Origin of the sequence: Butyrivibrio sp. AE3004, from assembly GCF_000703165.1 — a bacterium.
Lineage (GTDB): Bacteria > Bacillota > Clostridia > Lachnospirales > Lachnospiraceae > Butyrivibrio.
Genome location: NZ_JNLQ01000002.1, coordinates 1,989,819 through 2,012,766, shown reverse-complemented (window position 1 = coordinate 2,012,766; position 22,948 = coordinate 1,989,819). Strand labels below are relative to the sequence as shown.

Sequence of the window (22,948 nt, the reverse complement as noted above, 5' to 3'; positions counted from 1 at the left end):
TTTCATTTTTATATACTGTTCCTTAAAAACATAGACAAATGTCTTTAAACCATTTTATTATATCGCATCTTTAGGTTGCCAATATCATAATAGTTAATAAAAATATAATACACTTTCGGGCTAAATAGATATACAATAATCGATATTTAACCCGAATAAATCAGATATAAAGCTGCAATCTACAAAAAGGATAAAGGATAATTTTTATGAGTAAAAAGAACTATTTGGCAATATGGGTTTTAATGTCGGTACTTCTTGTTCCGGGATTGTTTTCATTTAAGGCATCTGCCAGGGATAGCTTACCTGCAGGAGGATTGAGAAATCTTAAAGTAGAAGAGTTTGATCCTATAGTTATTGATGATAAGAATAGCACTGATAGTACAGGCGAAAATAGTAAGCTTCAAAGGAACAGTTCTCTTCTAAAAAATCTGAACCTTTCAAATGTGGACACGGGCGAACATTATAAATATCTTTCAGAGGATGAGAAGATATTGTATGAGGCTATGTACAGTATTATTTCATCAAAAAACTATGTACCTTATGCTGATCGAAATGCTATAGATAAGGATAAATACAAGGTTACATATTATAAGGGAAAGACTACTTTTGCCAATGCTTACGATATTTCTGATTTGGGAGACTCGATCAACAGGGCTGGGGAAGCACTCTATTTTGACCATCCTGGAAATGTTGAATTTTATATGTGCCATTCTGCTTTTGGAACTTTAAGCTATAGCACAGGTGTGTTTGAAGATTACCTGATAATTACCGCATATTATGATGATACTAAGTTTGAAGCAATTAACAAAAGTATTCAAAACTCATTAAATACCATTGTTGCCGACATAAAAAAGAATGGCTTGGAAAACAACAAATGGGCGGCTCTGACTGAGCTTAATGTTCATGATTATTATGCAAAAATGGTCACCTATGATCATGAGTGTGCCGGTAATGGAAATTCGTACCAGGCATATTTTGATCTTGCGCACACAGCTTATGGCTCACTTTGCGATAAGAATGCTGTTTGTGATGGTTATTCCACAGGCTATGAGATGATCATGGATAAGCTTGGCATAAATACCATGGTAATTGCAGGCTACGCAAATACACCTTCATCCAAAGGAGGACATGCATGGAATATCGTTAAGCTCGACGGAAACTGGTATGAGGTTGATACGACCTGGGCATCACCCTCAAGCAGCTCAGGCAATGTCATCCATGATTATTTTAACAGAACAACAGATGAGTATACTAAAGGAATAAGTAATGCCACGCATAAGAGAACAGAAAATGACGGATATGTAGGCTTTCGTATGCCGAAGGCCACAGGAACACATTATACTTACAAGTATTTAACTGAGACGAGTGAAGCCAATCTAAGTACTGACAGTAATTATGTTGCTTTGAAGGATATGACTCTTTCAAAGGATTCAATTGAAGCGGAAGTAGGACAGAGCTTTACTATAGTTCCGTCATTTACACCTTCAAATGCTACAAATAAGAACTATGCACTTTCCAGTAATAATACGGATGTTGCCAAGGTGTCAGGAAATACAGTCAGCTGCGAAGCGGCAGGCGAGGCTGTTATTACAGTGAAGTCCGAGGATGGTGGCATTACAAAGACTTGTAAGGTTACTGTAAAGACTCCTCCGAGTAAGGAAAGTGATAAGGATACACAGACAGAAGGAAATAGTAACAGCGGAAACACATCAAAAGATAACAGCTCTGAAAATAATTCATCAGATAATAATAAATCCAATGATGAAAATAAGCAGGGAGACAAAAATACAGAAGAAAAAACGTCTGAAGATAGTGCTTCAAAAGAAACTGTTACTTCTAAAAGTACAGGCAGCAGTGTGAGCATATCCATAGGCTCCGCCAAGGGTACCTATATTGTTAATGATATGGAAGATCCCGCGGTAACCTTTAAGACAGCGGCAAATAAGAAATCAACATCGCTTACAATACCTGAAACAATAAGCGATGAAAACGGATTTACTTACAAAGTAACAGAAATAGCATCGGGAATAAAAAAGAACAATGCTAAGCTTAAAAAACTTACAGTACCCGCAACTGTTAAGAAAATAGGGCGAGCTGCTTTTAAGAACTGTTCAGGACTTAAAACGATAAGAATTTACGGTAATAATCTGCAGACGGTACAAAGCGGTGCCTTTAGTAAGATAAATAAGGATTGCAAAATCACAATTGTTGCTTCCGACAGGAAAAAATACAACAAAATAGTGAAGATGCTTAAGAAGGCCGGAGCGAAAAATAGCACTTTTAAGTACAAAAAAGGGTAAGACGGAAACTATTTTTATATTATTTTTTGAAAAAGGCACTATATGAGATTTTGAAAGAAAATAATAAAAAAATCAATCATAAATGTAAATTTAATTGAAAAATTCATTGACAAATATGATGTAGATGTTATTATTGTTATAGGTAATTTAATTTTATTTATTGTTTCTGTGACTGGAGGAACGGACATGAAGAAGTTTAGACGTGTTATTGCTACTATGGTTGCAGTCGTTATTTCACTTAATGTGATGGCTTGCGGTGCTAAGCAGGCGGCGACAATTGATGACGTAGCTGCTCTCAGAGGTATTAACGAAGATACTGAGAACATTTATATCGATGATGAGGCTATTGCCCTTGCCGGTGAAGCTACAACAAGTCAGGGAGCCATGGCAGCAGCACAGGCGGCATTTGCTCTTGTAAATCAGAAACGTTCGGCAGCAGGACTTGGACAGCTTTCATGGAGTGATGCACTTACACAGGCAGCACTTGTAAGAGCACAGGAAATTGTTGGAACGTTTTCACACAGCAGACCTAACGGAACTGAGTGGTATACTGTAAACAGTAGTATCATGTATGGTGAGAATCTTGCTAAGCTTTACAACACAGGCGATGCTGTTGTTGATGCATGGATGGCATCACCTACCCATGCTGCAAATATTATGGAAGGCGGATTTAAGACAGTTGGTATCGCTGTATTCCAGGCCGATAACGGAAATTGGTATTGGGCACAGGAGTTTGGATACTAATTGTGTAAAGGGTCCTTTACCTGACGCTTTACGGACACATATAGATTGTGTAACATGTAGGCAGATTTGTATGAATCAGCTATCAGGATAATACTGATAGCTGATTTTTTGCTGTATTGTCTTCTGTTTATAAATAGTCAGTTGAGATAGAATAATATTACTTAAACTTCGCACGAAAAGAAGGGCTGAGCTTGCAGCCATCTGCCACCATCACCCTCAGACCATATACTCAGATGAACCGTCATCTGGCGAAATTCATAAGGCTCTTTGTTTTTTATCATGCGTGGGCAACATGTTTGAAAGATGTTTGCTTAAATCCACTTACATTCTTTAGACTTTTCGCTGCGATATTCTCTCGCTTGAATTTTCTAATGCTCACACAGATTTCTTTGATTGTGCATGCGTGATAAAAATCGCTCATTCTTCGCTAATTATCACGCATGCACTTGAAATCTGTTATGCGAGCATAAGAAAATTCAAAGCTCAGAATCACTTGCCAAAAAGTCTAAAGAACGTTAGTGGCTTTTGCAAACAGCCTTGAGTTTTGCACCACGCATGAAATAAAGAAAAAACAAAGAGCCTGATGAATGCTTTTCGCCAATTGACGGTGAAAATGAGTATATGGTCTGAGGGTGTGAGTGGCAGATGGCTGCAAGCTCAGCCCAGTTTCCACTGTGCGAAGTTTAAGTAATATTATTATGGATCCAAGGTACGAAAATACCTTGGATCTATTTGATTATATGTTCGATGATATTTTATGCTTATTTTAGCGTTATATCGACAAGCATAATGTATAATGTAAATAATTATAAGTTTTTGATTTCTAAGGAAAATCAATTATAAGGGGGTTCAAAATGAGTTCAATTTACAGTTTCTTAGCTGGCAAAATGAATACGATCATTCTGATTTGTGGAATACTGCTTTTGGGATTGCTTGTGGGAAATTATATTTTGGTTTTAGGTCACTACAATCAAATAAAATCCATTATGAATTGGAAAAACACAAAAAGTATGATAAACAAGAATACTCATGAAGTGGAAGATAAGGCTGATAGTGAAAAAGTTACGCCGGATTCTATCAGGGAATTGGAGACAGCTTTTAACAAAACATGCTCCTGGCATGAAGCATTTTCTCAATTAATTCCGCTGTTCCCGCTTTTTGGAATTCTTGGAACAGTTGCAGGTCTTATCATGCAACTTAGTACTGAGGATTTGAGTACAATTTTCTCATCGTTACATTTGGCACTGGGATCAACATTTTATGGCTTGGTTTTTGCCATTATTTTGAAGTTTTTAGATGCTGTTGGCCCGGCAAGAACAATAAATGAAACAGAAATAATCCTCGAAGATTATGATAAGAAGGTCAATAATGCGATAATGCTGGGAAATATATCTGAATAACTTATTTTTGAGGTATTAAGATATGAAGAGACGTAGAAACAAATCTAATATATTAATAGATTTAACTTCATTGCTGGATGTTGTTTTCATTGTGCTGCTGGTTGTCATGTGTCAGCTTCAAGATACAAAAAACACATATGCAGCTAAGGAAAAAAGTGTTCAGCAACAGGAAAATGATCTTAAAGAATTGAAAAAACTCTATAGTGATCAGATAGAATCGTTAGGCTCGGTATCGGATTATGTCTCATATATTACCGTTAATGCACAATATGATGAGGACCTGGTTACCAGACATATTACTATCCTGAATTCAGACAAACAGTCTGAAATTCCGGAAATATCGCAATTAAAGGGACTGAGGGTTGAAGACGGGTATGAAGAGCTAAGCGAATATCTTCGCACCTATGTTGCTGAGAATTCTGAAAGAGTTGTAGTTTTGTCATTTAATGAAAATGATGAAGATATTCTTTACAGGGATGAAAAGAGAATAAAGGATATCTTTACTCAGTTAAGCAGTGAATACCCCAATATAAGAGAAAAATAAAAGGGACAATTATGATACCTATATTTTTGATGATAATTGGCGCAATTATGATATTGGTATCCGTTTTTATGTGTCTGATGTACTTATTTGAACCCTTATATAAGAACTATCAGATAGTTATTAAACGGAAAGATGATTATGCTCATTATACAAGCCCCAGTAATTTTGCTTTATTACAAAAAGCCAGGAAAGGTTACTGGATTCAGACAGGGATATTATTCATTATTGGGTGCATACTGTTTTTTACAGGCGCCTATTTGAAATATGGAGAAAAGGGATTTGGTCTTTTATTTTCAACAGAATTAGAAGAAAGTGAAGACTCAGATTCAATTAATCAGGAATTGGCTGAAGGATTTGATTCTTCCGGGAATTACATATCCGATGACGGTTTAGTATATACGGATTATGTAATAGTAAAGGGAACAGACATATTATTTAAAGATAAATCTGTTTGTAATTTAGAAGAATTTGAAACAGAAGTAGAGAGACTTCCCGAGGGGAATACTATATATGTAATTGACGGTTATGCCTCAGCTCACACTTTTCATGAAGTTATGAGAATCCTGAGCGAGAAGGGATTTGAATATGAAACAGACGAATAAAAGACGGTTAGGACTTACAATCTTGTCAGTATTGTGCGCTTTTCTCATATGCGGATTTGGAAAAAAGTCGGTAGAACTGACAAAAGATAACTTGATTGATCTTGATAAGGCTATAGAAATATCTGTTTTAGGAGTGGAGGAGACAGGAAAAACAAAAGAAAAAGATACCGTAAAAGAAAAAACTACTGATAGTTCAAAAGAAAAAAGTGGTGAGGCTAAGAAAGCGAATGAAGTAGCAACGGCAAATAATGGCGGAAAGAAAAATGTAACCATTAAGGTTAGAATCCGGGATAGAGAAATATTTGTGAATGGTGAGGATACTGCTATTTCTGTGGATGAACTATCGAAAAAGATAAAGCAGATCTACACAGGTGGCGAAAAAGTCCGATTGATAGATGATTATGCTGAAGCTCATATATATCGCGAAGCTGATGAAATACTACGAGGATTGAGTTCTGAAATGGGGTTCAAATATGATGCAGATTAACCACTTACGAAAAAGATTTTGGACAATAACAGTATGTATCATGTTAGTCCTGATGAATATTATGTTATGTGGAGCATTGTTTGCAAAACCGGATGTAATACTTGATACGGAAAAAAATGCTCTATATCAATATACCTCTGCTGAAGCTATTATTTCTGCTTTTGAATCAGATCCTAAAAAGGCAAAGGAGAAATATAATGGAAATCCTTACCTGATTAGTGGAACCGTAATTTTTAAGAAAAATAATAATAAAGAAATCTCTTTAGGAATAAACAGGCAGACCAAAAGCGTTATTACATGTAAAACGACTGATAAAACAGCATTGGAAAATGTTAATGAAGGTGATCGGATAAGTCTTTTTGGTAAGCTAAATGTAGGATTTATCTATTATGGATTAAGCATGAACATAGATAGTGTTATGTGGGATGCGAATGCATCGTATTCCGATGATACTTTTATTATGTTAGACGGAACCATTGTTAATAAAACATCACTTGTAAAAAGAACATTTGCTGATACCGGTATAAATTTTTATATTCCATCAACATGGAAATCTGTCGAACATGATATTGAGACTGAAAAACTGGGCAATATGCCCGGATATCAATATACTCTTAATAAGATAGGGAAGAAAAGAGCAAAAGCAGAAAGCCTTTTTATTTGTTATTTTGATAAGAAGGCAATGGTTGATATCAATGATCAAAATGAAAATTATCTTATAGAAAAAGCAATAATAAAGGACATTCTTAAGAAGGACACTTTAAAAGTATTTCCATTAAAAATGGAAGCGACTTATTATAACGCAAACTACAAGTATTACAGGGATTCTTATAAACAGGCTCTTGGTGAAAAATATCAGGTCGAATTCATCTTCCAGGAGATAGATAAGGCTATTATTGTTTATATGTATGTTTATCAGGAGCCCGGTAATATTAGTGATGTAATGACTACTCTCAGGTTTGTGGAAAATACAAATAAAAAATGATATGATCATCTCCATATTAAGGATATCTTAAGGTTTCTCTCATACAATGTTCACAAGAGGTTGCTAAAAAAGAATAATAGCGCATATCTTTTAGCAGTATTGGATATATGTATTGTTCCGAACAAAGAATAGACTAATTATATGAATCACAAGAAAAAGGCAGGATTGAGATAAGATGCCCCAGATGTTCAAACAGATTCATAAAGAAAACATGATGAGATATGAGGAAATGATATGATGACAAATCCTTATGAAACCCTGGGAGTTCAGCCGGGTGCCTCAGATGAGGAAATAAAAAAAGCATATAGAAATCTTGCAAAGAAGTATCATCCGGACCTTCATCCAAATGATGAGGCAGCATCGGCAAAGATGAATGAGATAAATGCAGCATACGATATTCTTTCAAAGCCTCACAGCTCGGATACATGGCAACAAAGAACTGAAAACCGATCTTATGAGCAGCGGAGCACATATGACAAAGAAGCAGAATATGTGGACTTTGAAGAGTATTTGAAACAGAGGAACAGGCAGAGGGGATATGGTTACACGTATACCTGGAATTTTAGTAATATGCCGGTATATTCCTCCAGACCATCTATATTGGGCAGGATATTCAGATGGTTCATTATATACCAGATTTTTTCTATGTTATTGAAAATGGCATTTTTTCTTGGATGATAGAATTATATAAAAGGTACAAAAGACCATTTGACAGTTGGGTACTGTTAAATGGTCTTTTTAATTATGGGTCGTGACCCAGTTGAGCGCGCAAAGCGTGCGAAATATCAACCACCCGCTATGCGGGTGCGCGGTGTTTGTTATACAAAAAAATCACCTTTCCGTTATAATGTGGTTGTTCAAGCCTAAATTATAACGAAAGTAAAGGTGATTTTAATGGCAAACAAGTCATATAGCTTAGCACATACCAAATAGATGTGTAAGTACCATATTGTGTTTACATCTAAGTATAGGAGAAAAATTATTTATAATCAATACAAGACCAGCATACGAGATATATTGAAGCAGTTATGTGCATATAAAGGAGTAGAGATTATTGAAGGACATTTAATGCCAGACCATGTACATATGTTGGTCAGTATTCCTCCAAAGCTTAGTGTATCGCGGTTTATGGGGTATCTGAAAGGAAAGAGTGCGTTGCTGATTTTTGATCAGCACGCAAATCTAAAATATAAGTTTGGGAATAGACATTTCTGAGCTGAAGGATACTATGTTAGTACAGTAGGCCTCAATGAGTCAACAATAAAGAAGTACATTCAGGATCAAGAAAAACATAATATAGCAATGGATAAACTGAGTGTGAAAGAGTATGAGAATCCCTTCAAGGAGGAGCCGGTATTACAAGCACTCTTTCAAGGGCTGCGACGAGTCAAAGGCGTTAGGACTCGAACAAAGTGAAAGCCCAGCGCCTTATAGGGGCGAGCAAGCCACCCTTCAGATGGGTGGTGCTGAATTTTTATTATTTAGCAAAGGATATTTAGAAGAATGTCAGAAATAATAAAAAGTTTATATGTAGTTTATATTTATATGTTTTTTTCGAGAGTATCATAGTATTTAAATACATAATAAATTGCTTTTAGTATATAGGTAATATAGATAGCATGAACTAATATAATCTGATTTTTTATTAGGATGTAGCTTAACTAGGAGGTAAATGTATGCCTTTGGAATTGGCAGGTAATCTATTTTTTGTTCTTTTGGGAATTATAATTATTATATTATTAATTAGTCAGGCTTCAAAAAAATCAAAAATGCAGGAGATATCTAAAGAAGCAAGAATAAGGTCTGATGCTTTAGATAGGGGAATAGACATTTTCAATACAAAGAAAATATCATATCCAATAACTTCATATGCAGAATTGGCATTTTATATAGATGAAGAAAAAAAGCTGATATTGGTTTTTCAAGGTGAAACATTGATTGATGAACTTTCATTTTTTGATATATGTGGTATTGAAATAAAGGAGAATGGCAATACTACAAATGGAATTGGAAGAGCTATAGCTGGTGCAATTATTGCCGGAGGTACAGGTGCTGTAATTGGAGCTATAACAGCAGAAACTATTATAAACAGCTGTTCAATTGCTGTATATACAAATAACATAAAGAATCCGATACATGAATATCTGATTTTTGAAAATGAAAGAAGAACACTATCGTCGATGGAACAAGAACACATTTTTACTAATGAATTAGTTGCAACATTCAAGGTTATAATAGAGACAAATAAGGTTACATCTGTTATCAGTGGAATAAAACAATATGAATCAAGTATCAATACTAAAGAAATAACTACAGCAATCAAAGATTTATCTGAGCTAAAAAAACAAGGTGCTATAACAGAAAAAGAATTCGAACAAAAAAAGAAAGAGCTACTAGATAGAATTTGACAGTATTTGCAAATAAGTACTTACTTGTAAGTATCATATTTTGTGAAATTTTTTATATGGAATGATGTAAATTTTTAAAGGTATGGAGGCTATATGGTTCTTATCAGATATCCAAAACAACTCTAATAAACTCACTACATCAGCGCATGGTATAAATCATTTGTGTGGATTGACAGGATTAAGCCGAACAGTCAATAGATACGATAAGTATGGAATTATCTGGGAACCGAGATCCTAATATCAGTATCATTTTTACTATTTATTTAAATCTGCAACATTATATATTAATACTCCATCTTCCCATATTAGTAAGGGAGTACTCATATCCAATTCTGATAATGCATATGTAGTTGAATGCAATCCTACTATATCAAAGATGTTCTTTTGAGTATCACTTATAGATTCTGTTAATGTGTCCACATTGTTTTGCCATAGCTTCATGGCTTTAGAATCACCGTCTTGGGCAGACATACCCCAAGATGTAAATTGACTTTGGCTATTCCATATATTTATTACGACAGTAGTGCCATCTGGTGAAACTGAGTTAGAATAGTGCATCCCACTTTTGGAATAATTACTGTTTTCCGAAAAAATATTATCAACGGGCTTTAATATTTCTTTACGGGAATTTGGAGTATAAGTGATTAGCCATGATATTCCTACATCATCAGCATCCATCGTGAGGGCTATTTTTGTGTCATCTGTGAACCAAAATGTTTTTAAACACTGTTTTTGTTCTTTTATTTTATCGATATTAGGAGATGCATCTATTTTATTACCATAATTATTTAAAATATTATCTTTAAAAGGAATACCCAACTCCTCACTGAGATAATTTTTCATATATATACAGACTTTTTTCTTCTCGTATTATGTATGAATTTTGTGGAAAATAATATCCTTTAGAGAATTTTCCGTCTGCAAATTCATATGCAGCATATATGCTTTCACCATTGTAAGTCAATCAATAAAAGAGCATAGTATCAGTTTCTTTGACGAATTTTGCTTTTTCAAATTCTTTATTTGTGTATCTAAATCACCCCATGAAGCTACTCTGAAATGCACTTCTTTTGATGCAAATGTAGTAATTGGAAATGTGGTAATTACTAGAATAAATATTTAAGGAATCCACTTTTTCATAGAAATATACCCTGAAAATGTTTTGTTAATTTATGATTTGCATCCTAGATGTAATGAAGGTTTAGCTATTAAAGAATGCGAAAAAATCATATTCTTTTGACTTTCTTATTATATTTGAGGGAGATTCTTAATAAGGTAAAATAATAGGTCTCTGGTTTCTTTTTCAGATAATTCGTTTATTCTTTTTTGTAATAATTCGGCATCTTTTATTTCAACTAATTCAGAGTAAATACGAGAAATTGCAGTAGATGCGAGATTCTGCTCTTTATTTGTATTTGAAAATTTAAAATGTTCCTTGAAGTTGTTTATTATTTTTACTAAGTCGGTTTGTTTTGCATTAGAATAATCGATATTGTTTTTCTTAGCATAACGAACAAAACTTTTGTAGTTATTTCCTAATGAGCTCAATTTCATTACTTGAGTAACGGTGAAGCTTTTTTTATCAAAATGATGTATTTTATCAAAAGCAACAGCCGTTGAATAACCGCTTAGCGTTGATTTTGAGATTCCTAAAATAGAAGACAATTTACGAACACTATGAATGTTATCTTTATAATATTCACTATCAATTATTTCAGAAACAGCGTAGGCTTCCTCCCACATAGCTGTAGAGGTCTTTGAGCGCTCTTTTTGTATTTTTTCAATTATTTTCTTAATATCTTTATAGCTCATTTCTTTCTTATATATTTGCAATATTATTTAGTATATTTTCAAGGATGAAGTGGTTGAAATCATCTATAAGTCTAACATACGTAAAATATGAAATATATAAAATCAATATAAAACTATTATTGTAAAATTATTTTCTGACAAGTTGCTTATAATGTTTTATCGGTGGCGTTATTAAAAAAAGTATTCAAAGAGCACCGTTTTCTGGAATAAGACTATTTCGTAAATATCATGTCCGTCTTTATTTAAATGAAAAGCAATTTATAAACGAGGGTATTAGGAGCGGCCTATGCTACAGATATATGTTGAACTTACGGATGATAAAAAGGTAAGTGGGATAATTGAAAAATTTGCAAGTACAAGGATTTTAAACATAATGCAGTTTCATTTGGAAATGAATATGTATGATACGTTGGATAGTGTTTTGGGAATAAGTCCTAAGGATGCTGAGTTCTATAAATATATTATGGAAGATATTTCTCAGGAAAATGTTAGTGAGGAGGATGCGAATTCGCATTTGTTTCGCTTATCGAGCTTTTGTAGTCGGTGAAGATGCGTAGTCCTAGTATGTTACAGAACTATCAAATGTTTCTGCTGATAGCAGTGGATTGGGAGTTGCTAAAAGATATAGATCTGGAGTTGGTGGAGAGGTTTTTCTGCAAAGGATAGAAAGAAGATCGTGAATGCTCTGGAAGTCATAGCAGCGGAATATGGTTACTCTGTAGAAGATATTATTGATGATTACGTGAATTTGGAGCATTATGAAGAGAGTTGTTTTGAAGACTGGAATTTTTTACAGATGGATAATATGATATTTGATGAGTTAAAGAGTTCAATGTCAATAAGGATCTGGGGATGGTAGAATATAATGAGACTATTGGTATGAAGGTTCAGATTTTGAAGTTTCCAGGTGGTATTAACCGGGAGTGAGGATGTTATAGTTCACACCCAGTGTCAGTAACATAAGTATATATGTAACTAGCAAGTACTTTACCTGATAATGGAACATAATTTATCGTAATATAATGATAACAGGATCAATTATTGTAGAGAAGAAGTTATAGGAATTGGGGGATTGTATGAAAAAAGTTATTACTCGTTTTGCACAGTTCTTGTGCATTGTTTCCATGCTGTTTTTGATTGATATCGTTAGAGTAAAGGCATATTCGGGGGGATATGAAACAACGTTTGATACATCAAGATATATTGATGTACATTCTACTCAGGAAGTTGTTTCTGCACTGCTTGATGCAAGGTCGAAATTACAGGAGATAGTTGTAATAAGGGCTAATCCAAATCAGGTAAAGATTGAATCGGATCGACCGGGGTTCAGCGATCTCGATAGTTCTATTTACAATTTTTTTAATTATAGTTATGTAGGTGGAGTATATAATTCGTGGGATTATAGTGTTTATTCGGGGCCATCCTGCTCCGGAAAAATACAGGATCCTATGAATCCTTCATATTATTATTACAAAATTGATTTTGAATATTGTGATAATACAGCTGAACTTGCTTTAGCAGATAGCAAGCTTAGAGGAATTCTTTCAAAGGTTCAGAGCAAAAGTGATGTGGAAAAGATTATCTACTTATTTAACTGGATGAATCAGAATGTTCCTGAAGAAAAAGAGTCGGATGCCGGTTACGAACGTAATTGTAATGGAATTTATGGGTGCCTTTTTGGAGATGGAACAGGATATTGCTGCTCAACATATGCTTCTACAATTCAGCGTTATTGTGAGCTTGCAGGTATTAATGCTTACATTGTAGCCGGTAGTGATGTTGCAGATGAGATGTGCCATGCTTTCAATATTATGCAGATTGGTAAAAAGTGGTATGTCACAGATTATACTACGGGTGATCTTTTGGTCGGAACAAATAGTTTAAATAAGGAATATATTAAGATTTTAAAGAATCACGTTCCATCTTTGTCATTCAGTAAGACAGATTATGAGAAAACAATAAAGAAGGTAAAAGTTGGGGATTTCGTTATAAGTCATATGAATATTTATAGAATCACGTCAAAAAAGACTGCAGAGCTTATAGGTGTTCCCCGGTCATATATGCAAGTAGTAATTCCGGATTGCATAACCATAAAGGGAAAATCTTACATTGTTACAAGGATTGATAATGAAGCATTATTCAATGATAATGCATTAAGGAAAGTTACTATCGGAAAATCAGTAACTACTATAGGGGAGAATGCATTTGGAAATTGCTATAAGCTCTGTAATGTGATTTTTGAGGGTGATTCGGTAAAAACTATTCATAAGACTGCATTCAAAGGAATAAAGGATTCGGCTAAGTTTACAATAAAAGCTTCAAGTGCATCTAAATTTGGTTCTGTTGTAAAAAAGCTTAAAAAAGCGGTGACAGCAGGCAATGCTATATATAAGAGGAAAAAGTAGTTTGTTTTGAGAAGACAAATCTATACATTATATCAGTAAAAGGCTGGATTTTTGATGATCCAGCCTTTTTCATATGGTTAAAGAAGGACACTTTGAATGCATCAGTTTACATCGCAATGGCAACGGCGTGACGTTGCGCCATAGGATATTTTGGTGTATTATTATACAGTTACTTGCTGTGATAATTTACAGTAGTGAAGTGCGTTTAGCACTGTAAGAGGAGGATATTATGAAAAAGAAAATGCTGGCAGCTATTTTAGCTGCATCCATGATGGTGATGACTGTCACCGGCTGTGGAGACAATCGTAAGACTGCAGATGATGCAAATGAAGCTCAGAGCACAGATGCAGTCGAGGAGACAACTGAAGAGGCAAATGAAGCGGATTCTGTAGAAGAGGCTTCTGAGGAACCCGCAGAGGAAGCGGATGCCGAAGCTTCTGAGGAAGTGGCAGAGGAAGCAGATAGCGAGACAACAGAAGCTGCTACTGAGACAGAGAGTGATGGAGAGGAATATATAATTGGTATTTCTCAGTTCGCTGAGCATGGCTCACTTGATAACTGCCGCGAGGGATTCCTTCAGGGACTTGCAAATGAAGGCATTGTTGAAGGGGAGAACCTCACTGTTCATTTTCAGAATGCTCAGGCAGATACAGGCACTGCCAGCCAGATTTCAGATGCCTTCGTAGCTGATGGAGTAGATCTTATCTGCGGTATTGCAACACCCAGTGCTATGAGTGCTTACAATTCAGCACTTGGTACAACTGTACCCGTTATATATTCAGCAGTTTCAGATCCTGTTGCTGCCGAACTTGCCAAGGAAGACGGTACACCTGTTGGCAATATTACAGGAACTTCCGATGCCCTTGCTGTTACAGAGCAGCTTGAGATGATTCGTAAGATACTTCCCGATGCCAAGAAGATTGGTATCCTTTACACAACAAGCGAGACAAATTCTGAGAGCACAATTGCTCAGTATAAAGAGCATGCAGCTGAGTATGGTTTTGAAATCGTAGACAGCGGCATCAATACACTCGCTGATCTTGATATGGCTGCTGCAGACCTTGTAACCAAGGTTGACTGCATCAACAATCTTACTGATAATACTGTGGTTTCAGGTCTTCAGACAGTACTTAGCCATGCTAAGGAACAGAAGATTCCTGTGTTTGGTTCAGAGGTTGAACAGGTAAAGGTTGGCTGTGTTGCGGCTATGGGACTTGATTATGTTAAGCTCGGAATTCAGACAGGTGAGATGGCTGCTAAGGTCCTTAAGGGAGAAAGCAAGGCTTCAGATATGCCTTTTGAAGTAATTGATGAGCCCAGCCTTTATGTAAACACAAAGGCTGCTGAAGAAATTGAGTTGACTCTTGATGAGGAACTGGTTTCAAGTGCAGCTGAAAGCTTTGACAGTATTGCTGCTAATTAATTGGAGGAATTATGGCACTGATAGTAAGTGTATTGGAGCAGGGATTGTGCTATGCAATCATGGCTCTCGGAATGTATATCACATATAAAATACTTGATTTTCCTGATATGACGGTCGACGGAGGTTTTCCTTTCGGAATCTGCCTTGCCGTAGTCATGATAAGGGCGGGAGTGGCTCCAATCCTTACATTGCCTATATGTTTTGCTGCAGGTTGTATTGTGGGTGTCTGCACAGGTATTATCCATGTGGTTTTCAAGGTTCGCGATCTTTTGGCGGGTATAATTATGATGACAGGTTTATACTCGATTAATTTACGAATTGCCGGAAAAGCCAATCTTCCTATGTATGACTACTATACAATTTTCGACAATAAGTCCATGAATTCCCTTTTTGGCGCAGTTCCGGGACTTGATAAATTTCAGTCAGTTATAATTCTTCTTGTAATTACGATAGTCGTTAAGCTTATTCTGGATTGGTATTTAAAAACACGTTCCGGCCTTATGCTTCAGGCAGTTGGTGATAACGATGTTCTTGTTACATCAATGGGCGTCGACAGAGGCAAGGTTCGTATAACAGGCCTTGCGATAGCAAACGGACTTGTTGCGCTTTCCGGTGCGATATATGCACAGCAGCAGAGATATTTTGATGTATCAATGGGTACGGGAACTGCTGTTATAGGACTTGCAAGTGTTATAATCGGCACAGCTCTTTTGGGAAAGCTTAAATTTTTCAACATTACAACAAGCGTTGTCATCGGAGCCATTGTTTATAAAGCATGCGTGGCAATTGCCATTAAATGCGGCTTACAGTCAACCGACTTAAAGCTTATCACAGCTGTTCTTTTCCTGGTAATTTTGATTATCACAAGGGACAGGAAACGGAAAGTGGAGGCCTGATATGCTGGAACTTAAATCTATATACAAAAATTATAATCCCGGTAGTGTCAATGAGATGTGCCTCTTTGATGATTTTAACCTCACGGTTCCTGATGGACAGTTTGTTGCGGTTGTTGGAAGTAATGGTTCGGGAAAAACATCGATGCTGAATATTATCTGTGGCTCTATTCAGGCTGATAAAGGAGAGGTTCTGGTTAATGGCGTGAACATTGCCAATGAGCGTGATTATCAGAGACACAGAACTATTGGAAGAGTTTATCAGGATCCTTCCAAGGGAACCTGCCCCTCTATGAACATACTTGAAAATATGTCGATTGCCGATAACAAGGGCAAGATTTTTGGTCTTCAGCCGGGAGTTAATCACAAGCGTAAGGATTATTACAGAGAGCTGTTAAAAAGTCTCGGTCTCGGATTAGAGGATAAGCTTTATACAAAGGTTGGTTCATTATCAGGTGGACAGCGTCAGGCGGTAGCTCTTTTGATGAGTACGATGACTCCGCTTGAGTTTTTGATTCTTGATGAGCATACAGCAGCTCTGGATCCTAAGACTGCAGACATAATAATGGAACTTACTGAGAAAATAGTAAGAGAGAAAAAGGTGACCACTATCATGGTAACTCACAATCTTCGTTATGCCACGCAGTACGGCGACAGACTTCTCATGATGCATGAAGGATCAGTCATCCTTGATAAGTCCGGAGAGGATAAGAAAAAGATGAACCCGGAGCAGATAATGCATCTGTTTAATGAAATCAGTGTCGAATGTGGTAACTGAGTTTTTACATACATTAATAAAGAAAGCAGCAAATGCCGATTGCTTTGAGCAACTTCGAAATGAGGCATTTGCTGCTTTATAAGTTTTAGAAATCACACCGCAGATGAAAACAGGCATTTCCAAATGGATAGCTTCGCTGCTTACCTTTTATCACCTTCGGTGTATTTTTCGTCGCAGTATTTGCAACGATAAATTTCTTTTTCTTCATCTGCAAGATAGAAGATATGAGGTAATCCCTGCTCGATAGAGGTAATACAGCGGGGATTATGGCATTTTATGACATTTGAGATCTCATGAGGAAGGAAGAGTGCTCTCTTTTCAACAATTTCTCCTTCTTTTATTACATTAACCGTGATGCTGTGGTCTATGAAAGCCAGAACATCAAGATTAAGAGTATCTATATCACATTCAACTTTAAGAATGTCCTTCTTGCCCATTACATTACTCTTGGCATTTTTTATAATTGCAACAGTACAGTCAAGTTTATCAAGACCAAGGTGATGGTAAATCTGCATGCTGCGTCCGGCTTTTATATGGTCTAAGACGAAGCCTTCTTCAATTTTTCCTACGTTTAGCATATTGTATCCTTTCTGATAAGGTGAAGCTGACCATGATTACGTTTTTTAGTTAGAACACTCTTAGAAGTCCATGGTTCATATGTGCATCGGTTTTGTCCAAAAGAGTGAGTATAAGAGCCATTCTTACATAAAGACCATATTGAACCTGTTTGAAATAAGCGGCTCTTGGATCCTTATCCACTTCAACGGAAATTTCATTAACTCTGGGAAGTGGATGCAAAATATGCATATCCTTTTTTGCCATTGCCATTTTTTCTTCGTTCAAGATATAGAAATCGCGCAGACGGATGTAATCCTCTTCATTGAAAAAACGCTCCTTCTGAACTCGTGTCATGTAGAGCAGATCCAGTCTTGGCATTACATCTTCGAGTTTAATTACCTCTTCATAGGTTATACCGCTATCATTTAGAAGCTCTGTTATGTAGTCGGGAACACGAAGTTCATTTGGCGATATGAAAATAAAATGTATATCCTTATAACGGACTAAAGCATTTATTAAGGAATGAACGGTTCTGCCAAATTTGAGATCACCGCAAAGACCGATTGTGAAACCACCAAGAGAACCATATAAAGAACGAATGGTGAGAAGATCTGTAAGAGTCTGAGTAGGGTGGTGATGACCGCCATCACCGGCATTAATAACGGGAATAATAGAATTCGCTGCAGCTACCATAGGTGCGCCTTCTTTTGGGTGACGCATTGCACAGATATCAGCGAAACTGGAAATAACACGGATAGTATCGGCAACACTTTCGCCTTTTGAAACGGATGAACTTGAAGCATCGGCAAAACCGATTATCTGACCTCCGAGTCGAAGCATTGCTGTTTCAAAGCTGAGTCTTGTTCTGGTGCTCGGTTCATAAAAACAGGTTGCTAGTATGTTGCCATCACACTTGTGGGCATAACTGCTCATGTTTCGCTCGATATCACCTGCTGTATCAAAGAGCTGGTCCAATTCTTCAACTGAAAAATCGAGCGGACGCATCATGTGTCTTAGATTGTTCATCATAGATTCTGCACTCCCATATATAATTGATTATCATTTTTTCTTAATCAATTATATATGTTTGGAGCACTTTGTCTAGACAATATTTTTTAAAAAATAATCAGTAGGGAAGGAAAGTACTTACCATTGCAGATCCGTCTACAGGAACATGGTACATTACATTGTCGACTCCAAAAGGCTTAAAGTACAGGTATTTTGAAGTAAGGCTGAGTCCATGGTAAACGCCTTCAGCTATTACGGTATTTCCCGAACCATCAAGCCTCATAACGCGAAGTGTCTGGTTACCGGCTTCTGATGTGGCATAGAAAATGTTGTATTCATTCATGTTGTAAAAATCAACTCTTGAATTGGTGAGCACTTCGGTATTACCACTATTCATGTTTGAACGGCAAAGCCTGTAATGGTGGGCTGCATCGATGTAATACACGTAGTCACCCTGAATGATGGGCTGCCAGATATTTCCGTTTAAAACAATCCCGGATGCATTTTCGGAAAGAGTGTCCATGACATGAAGATTGTGATCAAGGTCAATACCGCTGTAGTATATTTTTCCGTTAATTGCGCAGGAGGGATCAAGAAGTTCGGTAGTAATGTGAGCCTGTTCCTTGGCATCAATTCTTATGCTGTTAAGCCCGGCCTCCTCACCGTAGTCAACGCGATAGTAGAGGTTACTTCCTACCAGCTGCACAGCTGAGATGTTTTCTCTGTCAAGAAGGGACTGGTTATCCCCGTCAGTATCACATCTGTACAAGCCGTAGAATGTTGAAACTCTTCCGAGACCTTTCAGATCACCTGACAGGTTAGTCTTTGAATAATCGAGATAGTAATAAATATATTTTCCGGCTCCGACGATATTTCTAACGCCCATGGAGGTCATTTCTTTTAAATCTGTTTCATCGGGATTCATAGAGTAAAGACAGTCATTTTCCAAAGGGTTTGCAAAATAGACTCTTCCGTCCATTTCCATAACGATCCCACCATTGTAAAGATTACCGGGAGTGTTACCAACCACGGTTTCATCGTTCATCGGAACACGCTTAGACAGTAAATATAACAAAATCAGAATTGTAGAAGCCACGACTATAGCTGAAAAAATAATGAGAGGAACTCTTTTTTGCATAAAAATCTTACCTCATTATAATTATGAAATAACAATGGGACTAATAGACTTTATTTTATAAATTATAGCACGATTTTTAGGTACAATGCCATTAACTTTCCGAAAATTCATGTCTAAAATGTGGTATATTATATACAAAAAAAGGGATTATGATACTTCTAATAATAAGGAGATGAATGGATGGATTTAAACGAACTTCGAGGGGATATTGACAAAATCGATTCGGAGCTGCTTGCGCTCTTTGAAAAGAGAATGGAGATCAGTGAGAAGGTTGCTGATTATAAAATAAAGATAGGGAAAAATGTCTTTGACAAGGAAAGAGAGTCGGAAAAGGTAAAATCCTTTCAATTGCTTGCTAAGGACGAAGAAAACAGGGAGGCGGCAGGTGAGCTTATCCAAAAGATTATGGAGATAAGCAGAAAACGTCAGTACAAAAGGCTGGATGAGAACGGAATAATCGATAAGGGAGCTTTGGAAGATCCGCTTACAGCCAGTGATAATAGTTCAAAACTAACTTCTTCCTTTGACGATTTAAATGACGGCGACAACTCATTGATACTTTACAGGAATGCATCCGATAAGCAGACATATCTTAGAGATACGCTCGTGGTTCTTTCAGACAGGAAACTTGCGGATGCACATTACAGTACTGAAGAGCAGGGGAAACTTATCCATTCATGTATGAATATGCTTATTGATGAGTCAGCAAGGAGAGGCTTTAGCGGCAATCTCTGGCACACCTTTCTTGCGCTTCTTTTGGTATCCGATGAAAACGCATACAGTATGTCGGATGAGAAGAGAGGAGATACAGGTGGCTCAATAAGAGAACTTGCACTTCATGACCTTAAGTGCTTTAAAAGATGGTTTGACATTGATTTTTCTGAAATGATCAAAAGGCTCTGCGTCCCCGAATTTTCGGTGCTGTTTGATTATAAAGTCGGGAGCTCTGAGAGCAAGGTGTTTAACACTAGGGTAAGAGACAGAATATGCGAGCTTGCAAAAGACCTTGCAGGTTGTGACAGTGCAGAGGATATGCTGTCTGAGCTTGCTCTTTTTTACAAACACTACGGAGTTGGAAAATTCGGACTTCATAAAGCATTCAGAGTAAGACACAAAGAGCCGCAGGCATTGATCGAACCTATCAGAAATATAAGGCATGTTCAGTTATCAGACCTTGTCGGATATGAGATTGCAAAGCAGAAGCTTGTTGAAAATACAGAGGCATTTGTCTCTGGGAAAAAAGCAAACAACTGTCTTTTGTACGGCGATGCCGGCACAGGCAAATCTTCTTGCATCAAGGCAATTGCCAATGAGTATTTTGACAAAGGTCTTAGAATAATTGAAATTTATAAGCATCAGTTCAAGGATTTGAACGATGTTATAGCTCAGATAAAGGGAAGAAATTACAAATTTATTATTTATATGGATGACCTTAGCTTTGAGGAATTTGAGACAGATTACAAATATCTTAAAGCCGTGATTGAAGGAGGCCTTGAGAAGAAACCGGAAAACGTGCTTATATACGCAACTTCCAACAGAAGGCATCTTATTCGTGAGAGCTTTAAGGATAAGCCGGCTGTTCTTGATGACGATCTTCACAGAAATGATACTGTACAGGAAAAACTGTCTCTTGCTAACAGATTTGGTGTAACTATTTATTTCGGGGCACCGGAGATGAAGGAATATGATGAGATTGTTCGTGTTCTTGCAAGACGTAACGGAATTGATATGGAAGGGGATGAACTGATCGCAGAAGCCAGGAAATGGGAGATGAATCACGGCGGTCTTTCAGGTCGTACAGCCCAGCAATTCATAGATTACCTGTTAGGAAAATAAAAAATATTCTATGCGTTTTTTAATGAGGAGGGAATATATGGCGACAGACATCTTTGCGGCAGTGGATCTGGGCTCGTACGAGCTTGAGATGAAAATCTACGAAATGTCGCAGAAAAAAGGCGTTAAACAGATAGATCATGTGCGTCACAGAATAGACCTGGGAACCGAAACCTATGCGACAGGTCAGATTTCTGCTGCTCATATGGATGAGCTTATAAGGATCCTTACTGACTACAATAAGATCATGGAGGGATATGGCGTAACACGTTATCAGGCTTACGGAACCAGTGCCCTTCGTGAGACAAAAGACAATGATACGGTATTGGAGCTCTTAAGACAACGAACGGGGATAGAAATAGATATCCTAAGTAACTCCGAACAACGCTTTTTGGACTACAAGTCTGTTGCCCTCAACAACGAACGCTTTTTTAAATTCCTTGAAAAACCTACAGCTATCGTGGATGTAGGAGGAGGAAGTATTCAGATATCACTATTTGACAACGATACCCTGGTTACTACTCAGCAGCTAAGACTTGGTGTGCTCAGACTGTATTCTACAATGCAGCAGATTCAACCCGGACACAGCAAATACCCTATGCTGGTTCAGGAACTGGTGGAATCGCAGCTTAATGTCTTTGCTAAGATGCATTTAAAGGACAGGAAGGTTGAAAATGTAATCCTGCTGGATGATTATGTATCACCTGTCCTGCAGAGAGTAAATCTCGGTATGGAAGAAAAGACCTATGCTTCCGCTAAACGGTTTGTGGATTATATAGGAACTCTTTCCGGAAAATCACTGACAGATACAGCTAAAAAACTTGGACTTGCGCAGGATAATATAATGCTGATGTATGTTTCGGGACTTCTTGTCAGCAATATACTTACTGTTCTTAAGGCAGAAACAATCTGGGCACCGGGGGGAACACTTTGCGACGGAATTGCTTTTGAGTATGCTGAAAGAAAAAAATACCTTAAGAGCTCGCATGATTTTGAGCAGGACATAGTTGCCTGTGCTCAGAATATTTCCAGGAGATATATGGGCAGCAAATCCAGAAGTGAAACGCTGCAGACCATAGCACTTAATATATTTGACAGCATGAAAAAAGTTCACGGTCTTGGTAAAAGAGAACGTCTTCTTTTACAGATATGCACAATACTGCATGACTGCGGAAAATATATCAGCATGGTAAACCTTGGTGATTGCTCATATAACATTATAATGTCGACTGAGATAATAGGACTTTCGCATTTGGAAAGATCGATAGTCGCCAATGTAGTCAGATTCAATCATGATGAATTTGAATATTTTAAGGATGGCGGGTATAGATTCCACGGAATCAATCACGATGCATATCTGACAATAGCTAAACTGACTGCGATACTTAGAATAGCCAACGGACTTGACCGCACACATAAACAGAAATTCAAGAATGTTCGTGTTACAACAAAGGACAAAGAACTCGAGATAATTGTTGATACTATGGCTGACGTTTCACTTGAAAAAGGTCTGTTTGGATCACGAGGAGGTTTTTTCGAGCAGGTATACGGAATAAAACCGATAATCAGACAGAAGCGTTTTTGATATGTTTAAACTACATGGCAGGTGTCAACATAGCATGCGGATGAG

22 protein-coding genes and 2 pseudogenes are annotated in these 22,948 nt (G+C 36.9%); 19 read left to right on the top strand and 5 right to left on the bottom strand.

What is annotated here, in order from left to right; all coding sequences use genetic code 11:
* The first annotated feature begins 206 nt into the window (after positions 1-206).
* The 10 genes and pseudogenes from BV60_RS0111795 to BV60_RS0111750 all read left to right on the top strand — a co-directional run bounded on the left by BV60_RS0111795 (position 207) and on the right by BV60_RS0111750 (position 9,470).
* Entirely contained in the window at positions 207-2,300 is a 2,094-nt protein-coding gene (locus tag BV60_RS0111795; RefSeq protein WP_029322024.1) for a leucine-rich repeat protein, read from the top strand.
* Between the two features lie 186 nt (positions 2,301-2,486).
* Positions 2,487-3,044 carry a CAP domain-containing protein gene (locus BV60_RS0111790; RefSeq protein ID WP_051656690.1) on the top strand — a complete coding sequence of 186 codons (558 nt, stop codon included), beginning with the start codon at positions 2,487-2,489 and terminating at the stop codon, positions 3,042-3,044.
* An 854-nt stretch (positions 3,045-3,898) separates the two neighbouring features.
* The gene (locus tag BV60_RS0111785; protein WP_029322021.1) at positions 3,899-4,444 is read left to right on the top strand and encodes a MotA/TolQ/ExbB proton channel family protein; all 546 of its coding nucleotides are present in this window, start codon (positions 3,899-3,901) and stop codon (positions 4,442-4,444) included.
* Positions 4,445-4,466: 22 nt separating this feature from the next.
* On the top strand, positions 4,467-4,988 hold the full coding sequence (locus tag BV60_RS0111780) for a hypothetical protein (RefSeq protein WP_029322019.1): 522 nt from the start codon (positions 4,467-4,469) through the stop codon (positions 4,986-4,988).
* A gap of 11 nt (positions 4,989-4,999) precedes the next feature.
* Positions 5,000-5,590 (top strand): hypothetical protein, encoded by a 591-nt coding sequence (locus BV60_RS0111775; RefSeq protein ID WP_029322017.1) that lies wholly within the window; start codon positions 5,000-5,002, stop codon positions 5,588-5,590.
* Positions 5,574-6,077: a hypothetical protein gene (locus BV60_RS0111770; protein WP_029322015.1), complete on the top strand. Its 504-nt coding sequence runs from the start codon at positions 5,574-5,576 to the stop codon at positions 6,075-6,077. The genes BV60_RS0111775 and BV60_RS0111770 overlap by 17 nt, the downstream gene beginning before the upstream one ends.
* On the top strand, positions 6,064-7,062 hold the full coding sequence (locus tag BV60_RS0111765; protein WP_029322013.1) for an OB-fold protein: 999 nt from the start codon (positions 6,064-6,066) through the stop codon (positions 7,060-7,062). The genes BV60_RS0111770 and BV60_RS0111765 overlap by 14 nt, the downstream gene beginning before the upstream one ends.
* 234 nt (positions 7,063-7,296) lie before the next feature.
* The gene (locus BV60_RS24220; RefSeq protein WP_029322011.1) at positions 7,297-7,740 is read left to right on the top strand and encodes a J domain-containing protein; all 444 of its coding nucleotides are present in this window, start codon (positions 7,297-7,299) and stop codon (positions 7,738-7,740) included.
* A 255-nt stretch (positions 7,741-7,995) separates the two neighbouring features.
* Positions 7,996-8,478: pseudogene (gene tnpA / locus BV60_RS21105) on the top strand (IS200/IS605 family transposase).
* Positions 8,479-8,738: 260 nt separating this feature from the next.
* Positions 8,739-9,470, top strand: coding sequence for an SHOCT domain-containing protein (locus BV60_RS0111750; protein WP_029322009.1), 732 nt, complete (start codon positions 8,739-8,741; stop codon positions 9,468-9,470).
* A 255-nt stretch (positions 9,471-9,725) separates the two neighbouring features.
* Here the strand turns inward: BV60_RS0111750 and BV60_RS0111745 are convergent, their stop codons facing one another.
* Both BV60_RS0111745 and BV60_RS0111740 read right to left on the bottom strand, forming a co-directional pair.
* Entirely contained in the window at positions 9,726-10,313 is a 588-nt protein-coding gene (locus BV60_RS0111745) for a hypothetical protein (protein WP_029322007.1), read from the bottom strand.
* A 405-nt stretch (positions 10,314-10,718) separates the two neighbouring features.
* Positions 10,719-11,282, bottom strand: a complete 564-nt coding sequence (locus BV60_RS0111740) for a hypothetical protein (RefSeq protein WP_029322005.1) — start codon at positions 11,280-11,282, stop codon at positions 10,719-10,721.
* 286 nt (positions 11,283-11,568) lie between these two features.
* On the opposite strand from BV60_RS0111740, the gene BV60_RS0111735 reads away from it, so the two are divergent.
* From BV60_RS0111735 to BV60_RS0111710, 6 genes are all read left to right on the top strand, one after another.
* Positions 11,569-11,829, top strand: a complete 261-nt coding sequence (locus tag BV60_RS0111735) for a hypothetical protein (protein WP_029322003.1) — start codon at positions 11,569-11,571, stop codon at positions 11,827-11,829.
* A 129-nt stretch (positions 11,830-11,958) separates the two neighbouring features.
* The gene (locus tag BV60_RS0111730) at positions 11,959-12,141 is read left to right on the top strand and encodes a hypothetical protein (protein ID WP_029322001.1); all 183 of its coding nucleotides are present in this window, start codon (positions 11,959-11,961) and stop codon (positions 12,139-12,141) included.
* 217 nt (positions 12,142-12,358) lie between these two features.
* Positions 12,359-13,687: a leucine-rich repeat protein gene (locus BV60_RS0111725; protein ID WP_029321998.1), complete on the top strand. Its 1,329-nt coding sequence runs from the start codon at positions 12,359-12,361 to the stop codon at positions 13,685-13,687.
* Between the two features lie 229 nt (positions 13,688-13,916).
* Positions 13,917-15,110 (top strand): ABC transporter substrate-binding protein, encoded by a 1,194-nt coding sequence (locus BV60_RS0111720; RefSeq protein WP_029321996.1) that lies wholly within the window; start codon positions 13,917-13,919, stop codon positions 15,108-15,110.
* Positions 15,111-15,121: 11 nt separating this feature from the next.
* Complete coding sequence (locus BV60_RS0111715) at positions 15,122-16,006, top strand: ABC transporter permease (protein ID WP_029321994.1); 885 nt, start codon at positions 15,122-15,124, stop codon at positions 16,004-16,006.
* A 1-nt stretch (position 16,007) separates the two neighbouring features.
* Positions 16,008-16,781: an ABC transporter ATP-binding protein gene (locus BV60_RS0111710; RefSeq protein ID WP_029321992.1), complete on the top strand. Its 774-nt coding sequence runs from the start codon at positions 16,008-16,010 to the stop codon at positions 16,779-16,781.
* A 140-nt stretch (positions 16,782-16,921) separates the two neighbouring features.
* Here BV60_RS0111710 and BV60_RS0111705 read toward each other — a convergent pair whose 3' ends face one another.
* The 3 genes from BV60_RS0111705 to BV60_RS0111695 all read right to left on the bottom strand — a co-directional run bounded on the left by BV60_RS0111705 (position 16,922) and on the right by BV60_RS0111695 (position 19,485).
* Positions 16,922-17,359, bottom strand: coding sequence for an aspartate carbamoyltransferase regulatory subunit (locus BV60_RS0111705; protein WP_029321990.1), 438 nt, complete (start codon positions 17,357-17,359; stop codon positions 16,922-16,924).
* Positions 17,360-17,408: 49 nt separating this feature from the next.
* Entirely contained in the window at positions 17,409-18,365 is a 957-nt protein-coding gene (pyrB, locus tag BV60_RS0111700) for an aspartate carbamoyltransferase (protein WP_035777657.1), read from the bottom strand.
* Positions 18,366-18,465: 100 nt separating this feature from the next.
* Positions 18,466-19,485, bottom strand: a complete 1,020-nt coding sequence (locus tag BV60_RS0111695; RefSeq protein WP_029321986.1) for a DUF5050 domain-containing protein — start codon at positions 19,483-19,485, stop codon at positions 18,466-18,468.
* A 180-nt stretch (positions 19,486-19,665) separates the two neighbouring features.
* Between BV60_RS0111695 and BV60_RS24380 the strand changes: the two are divergent.
* The 3 genes and pseudogenes from BV60_RS24380 to BV60_RS0111685 all read left to right on the top strand — a co-directional run.
* A pseudogene (locus BV60_RS24380) lies at positions 19,666-19,905 on the top strand (chorismate mutase); the annotation flags it as partial.
* Positions 19,906-20,037: 132 nt separating this feature from the next.
* Complete coding sequence (locus BV60_RS0111690) at positions 20,038-21,321, top strand: ATP-binding protein (protein WP_029321984.1); 1,284 nt, start codon at positions 20,038-20,040, stop codon at positions 21,319-21,321.
* Positions 21,322-21,358: 37 nt separating this feature from the next.
* The gene (locus BV60_RS0111685) at positions 21,359-22,903 is read left to right on the top strand and encodes a Ppx/GppA phosphatase family protein (RefSeq protein WP_029321982.1); all 1,545 of its coding nucleotides are present in this window, start codon (positions 21,359-21,361) and stop codon (positions 22,901-22,903) included.
* The last annotated feature ends 45 nt before the right edge of the window (positions 22,904-22,948 follow it).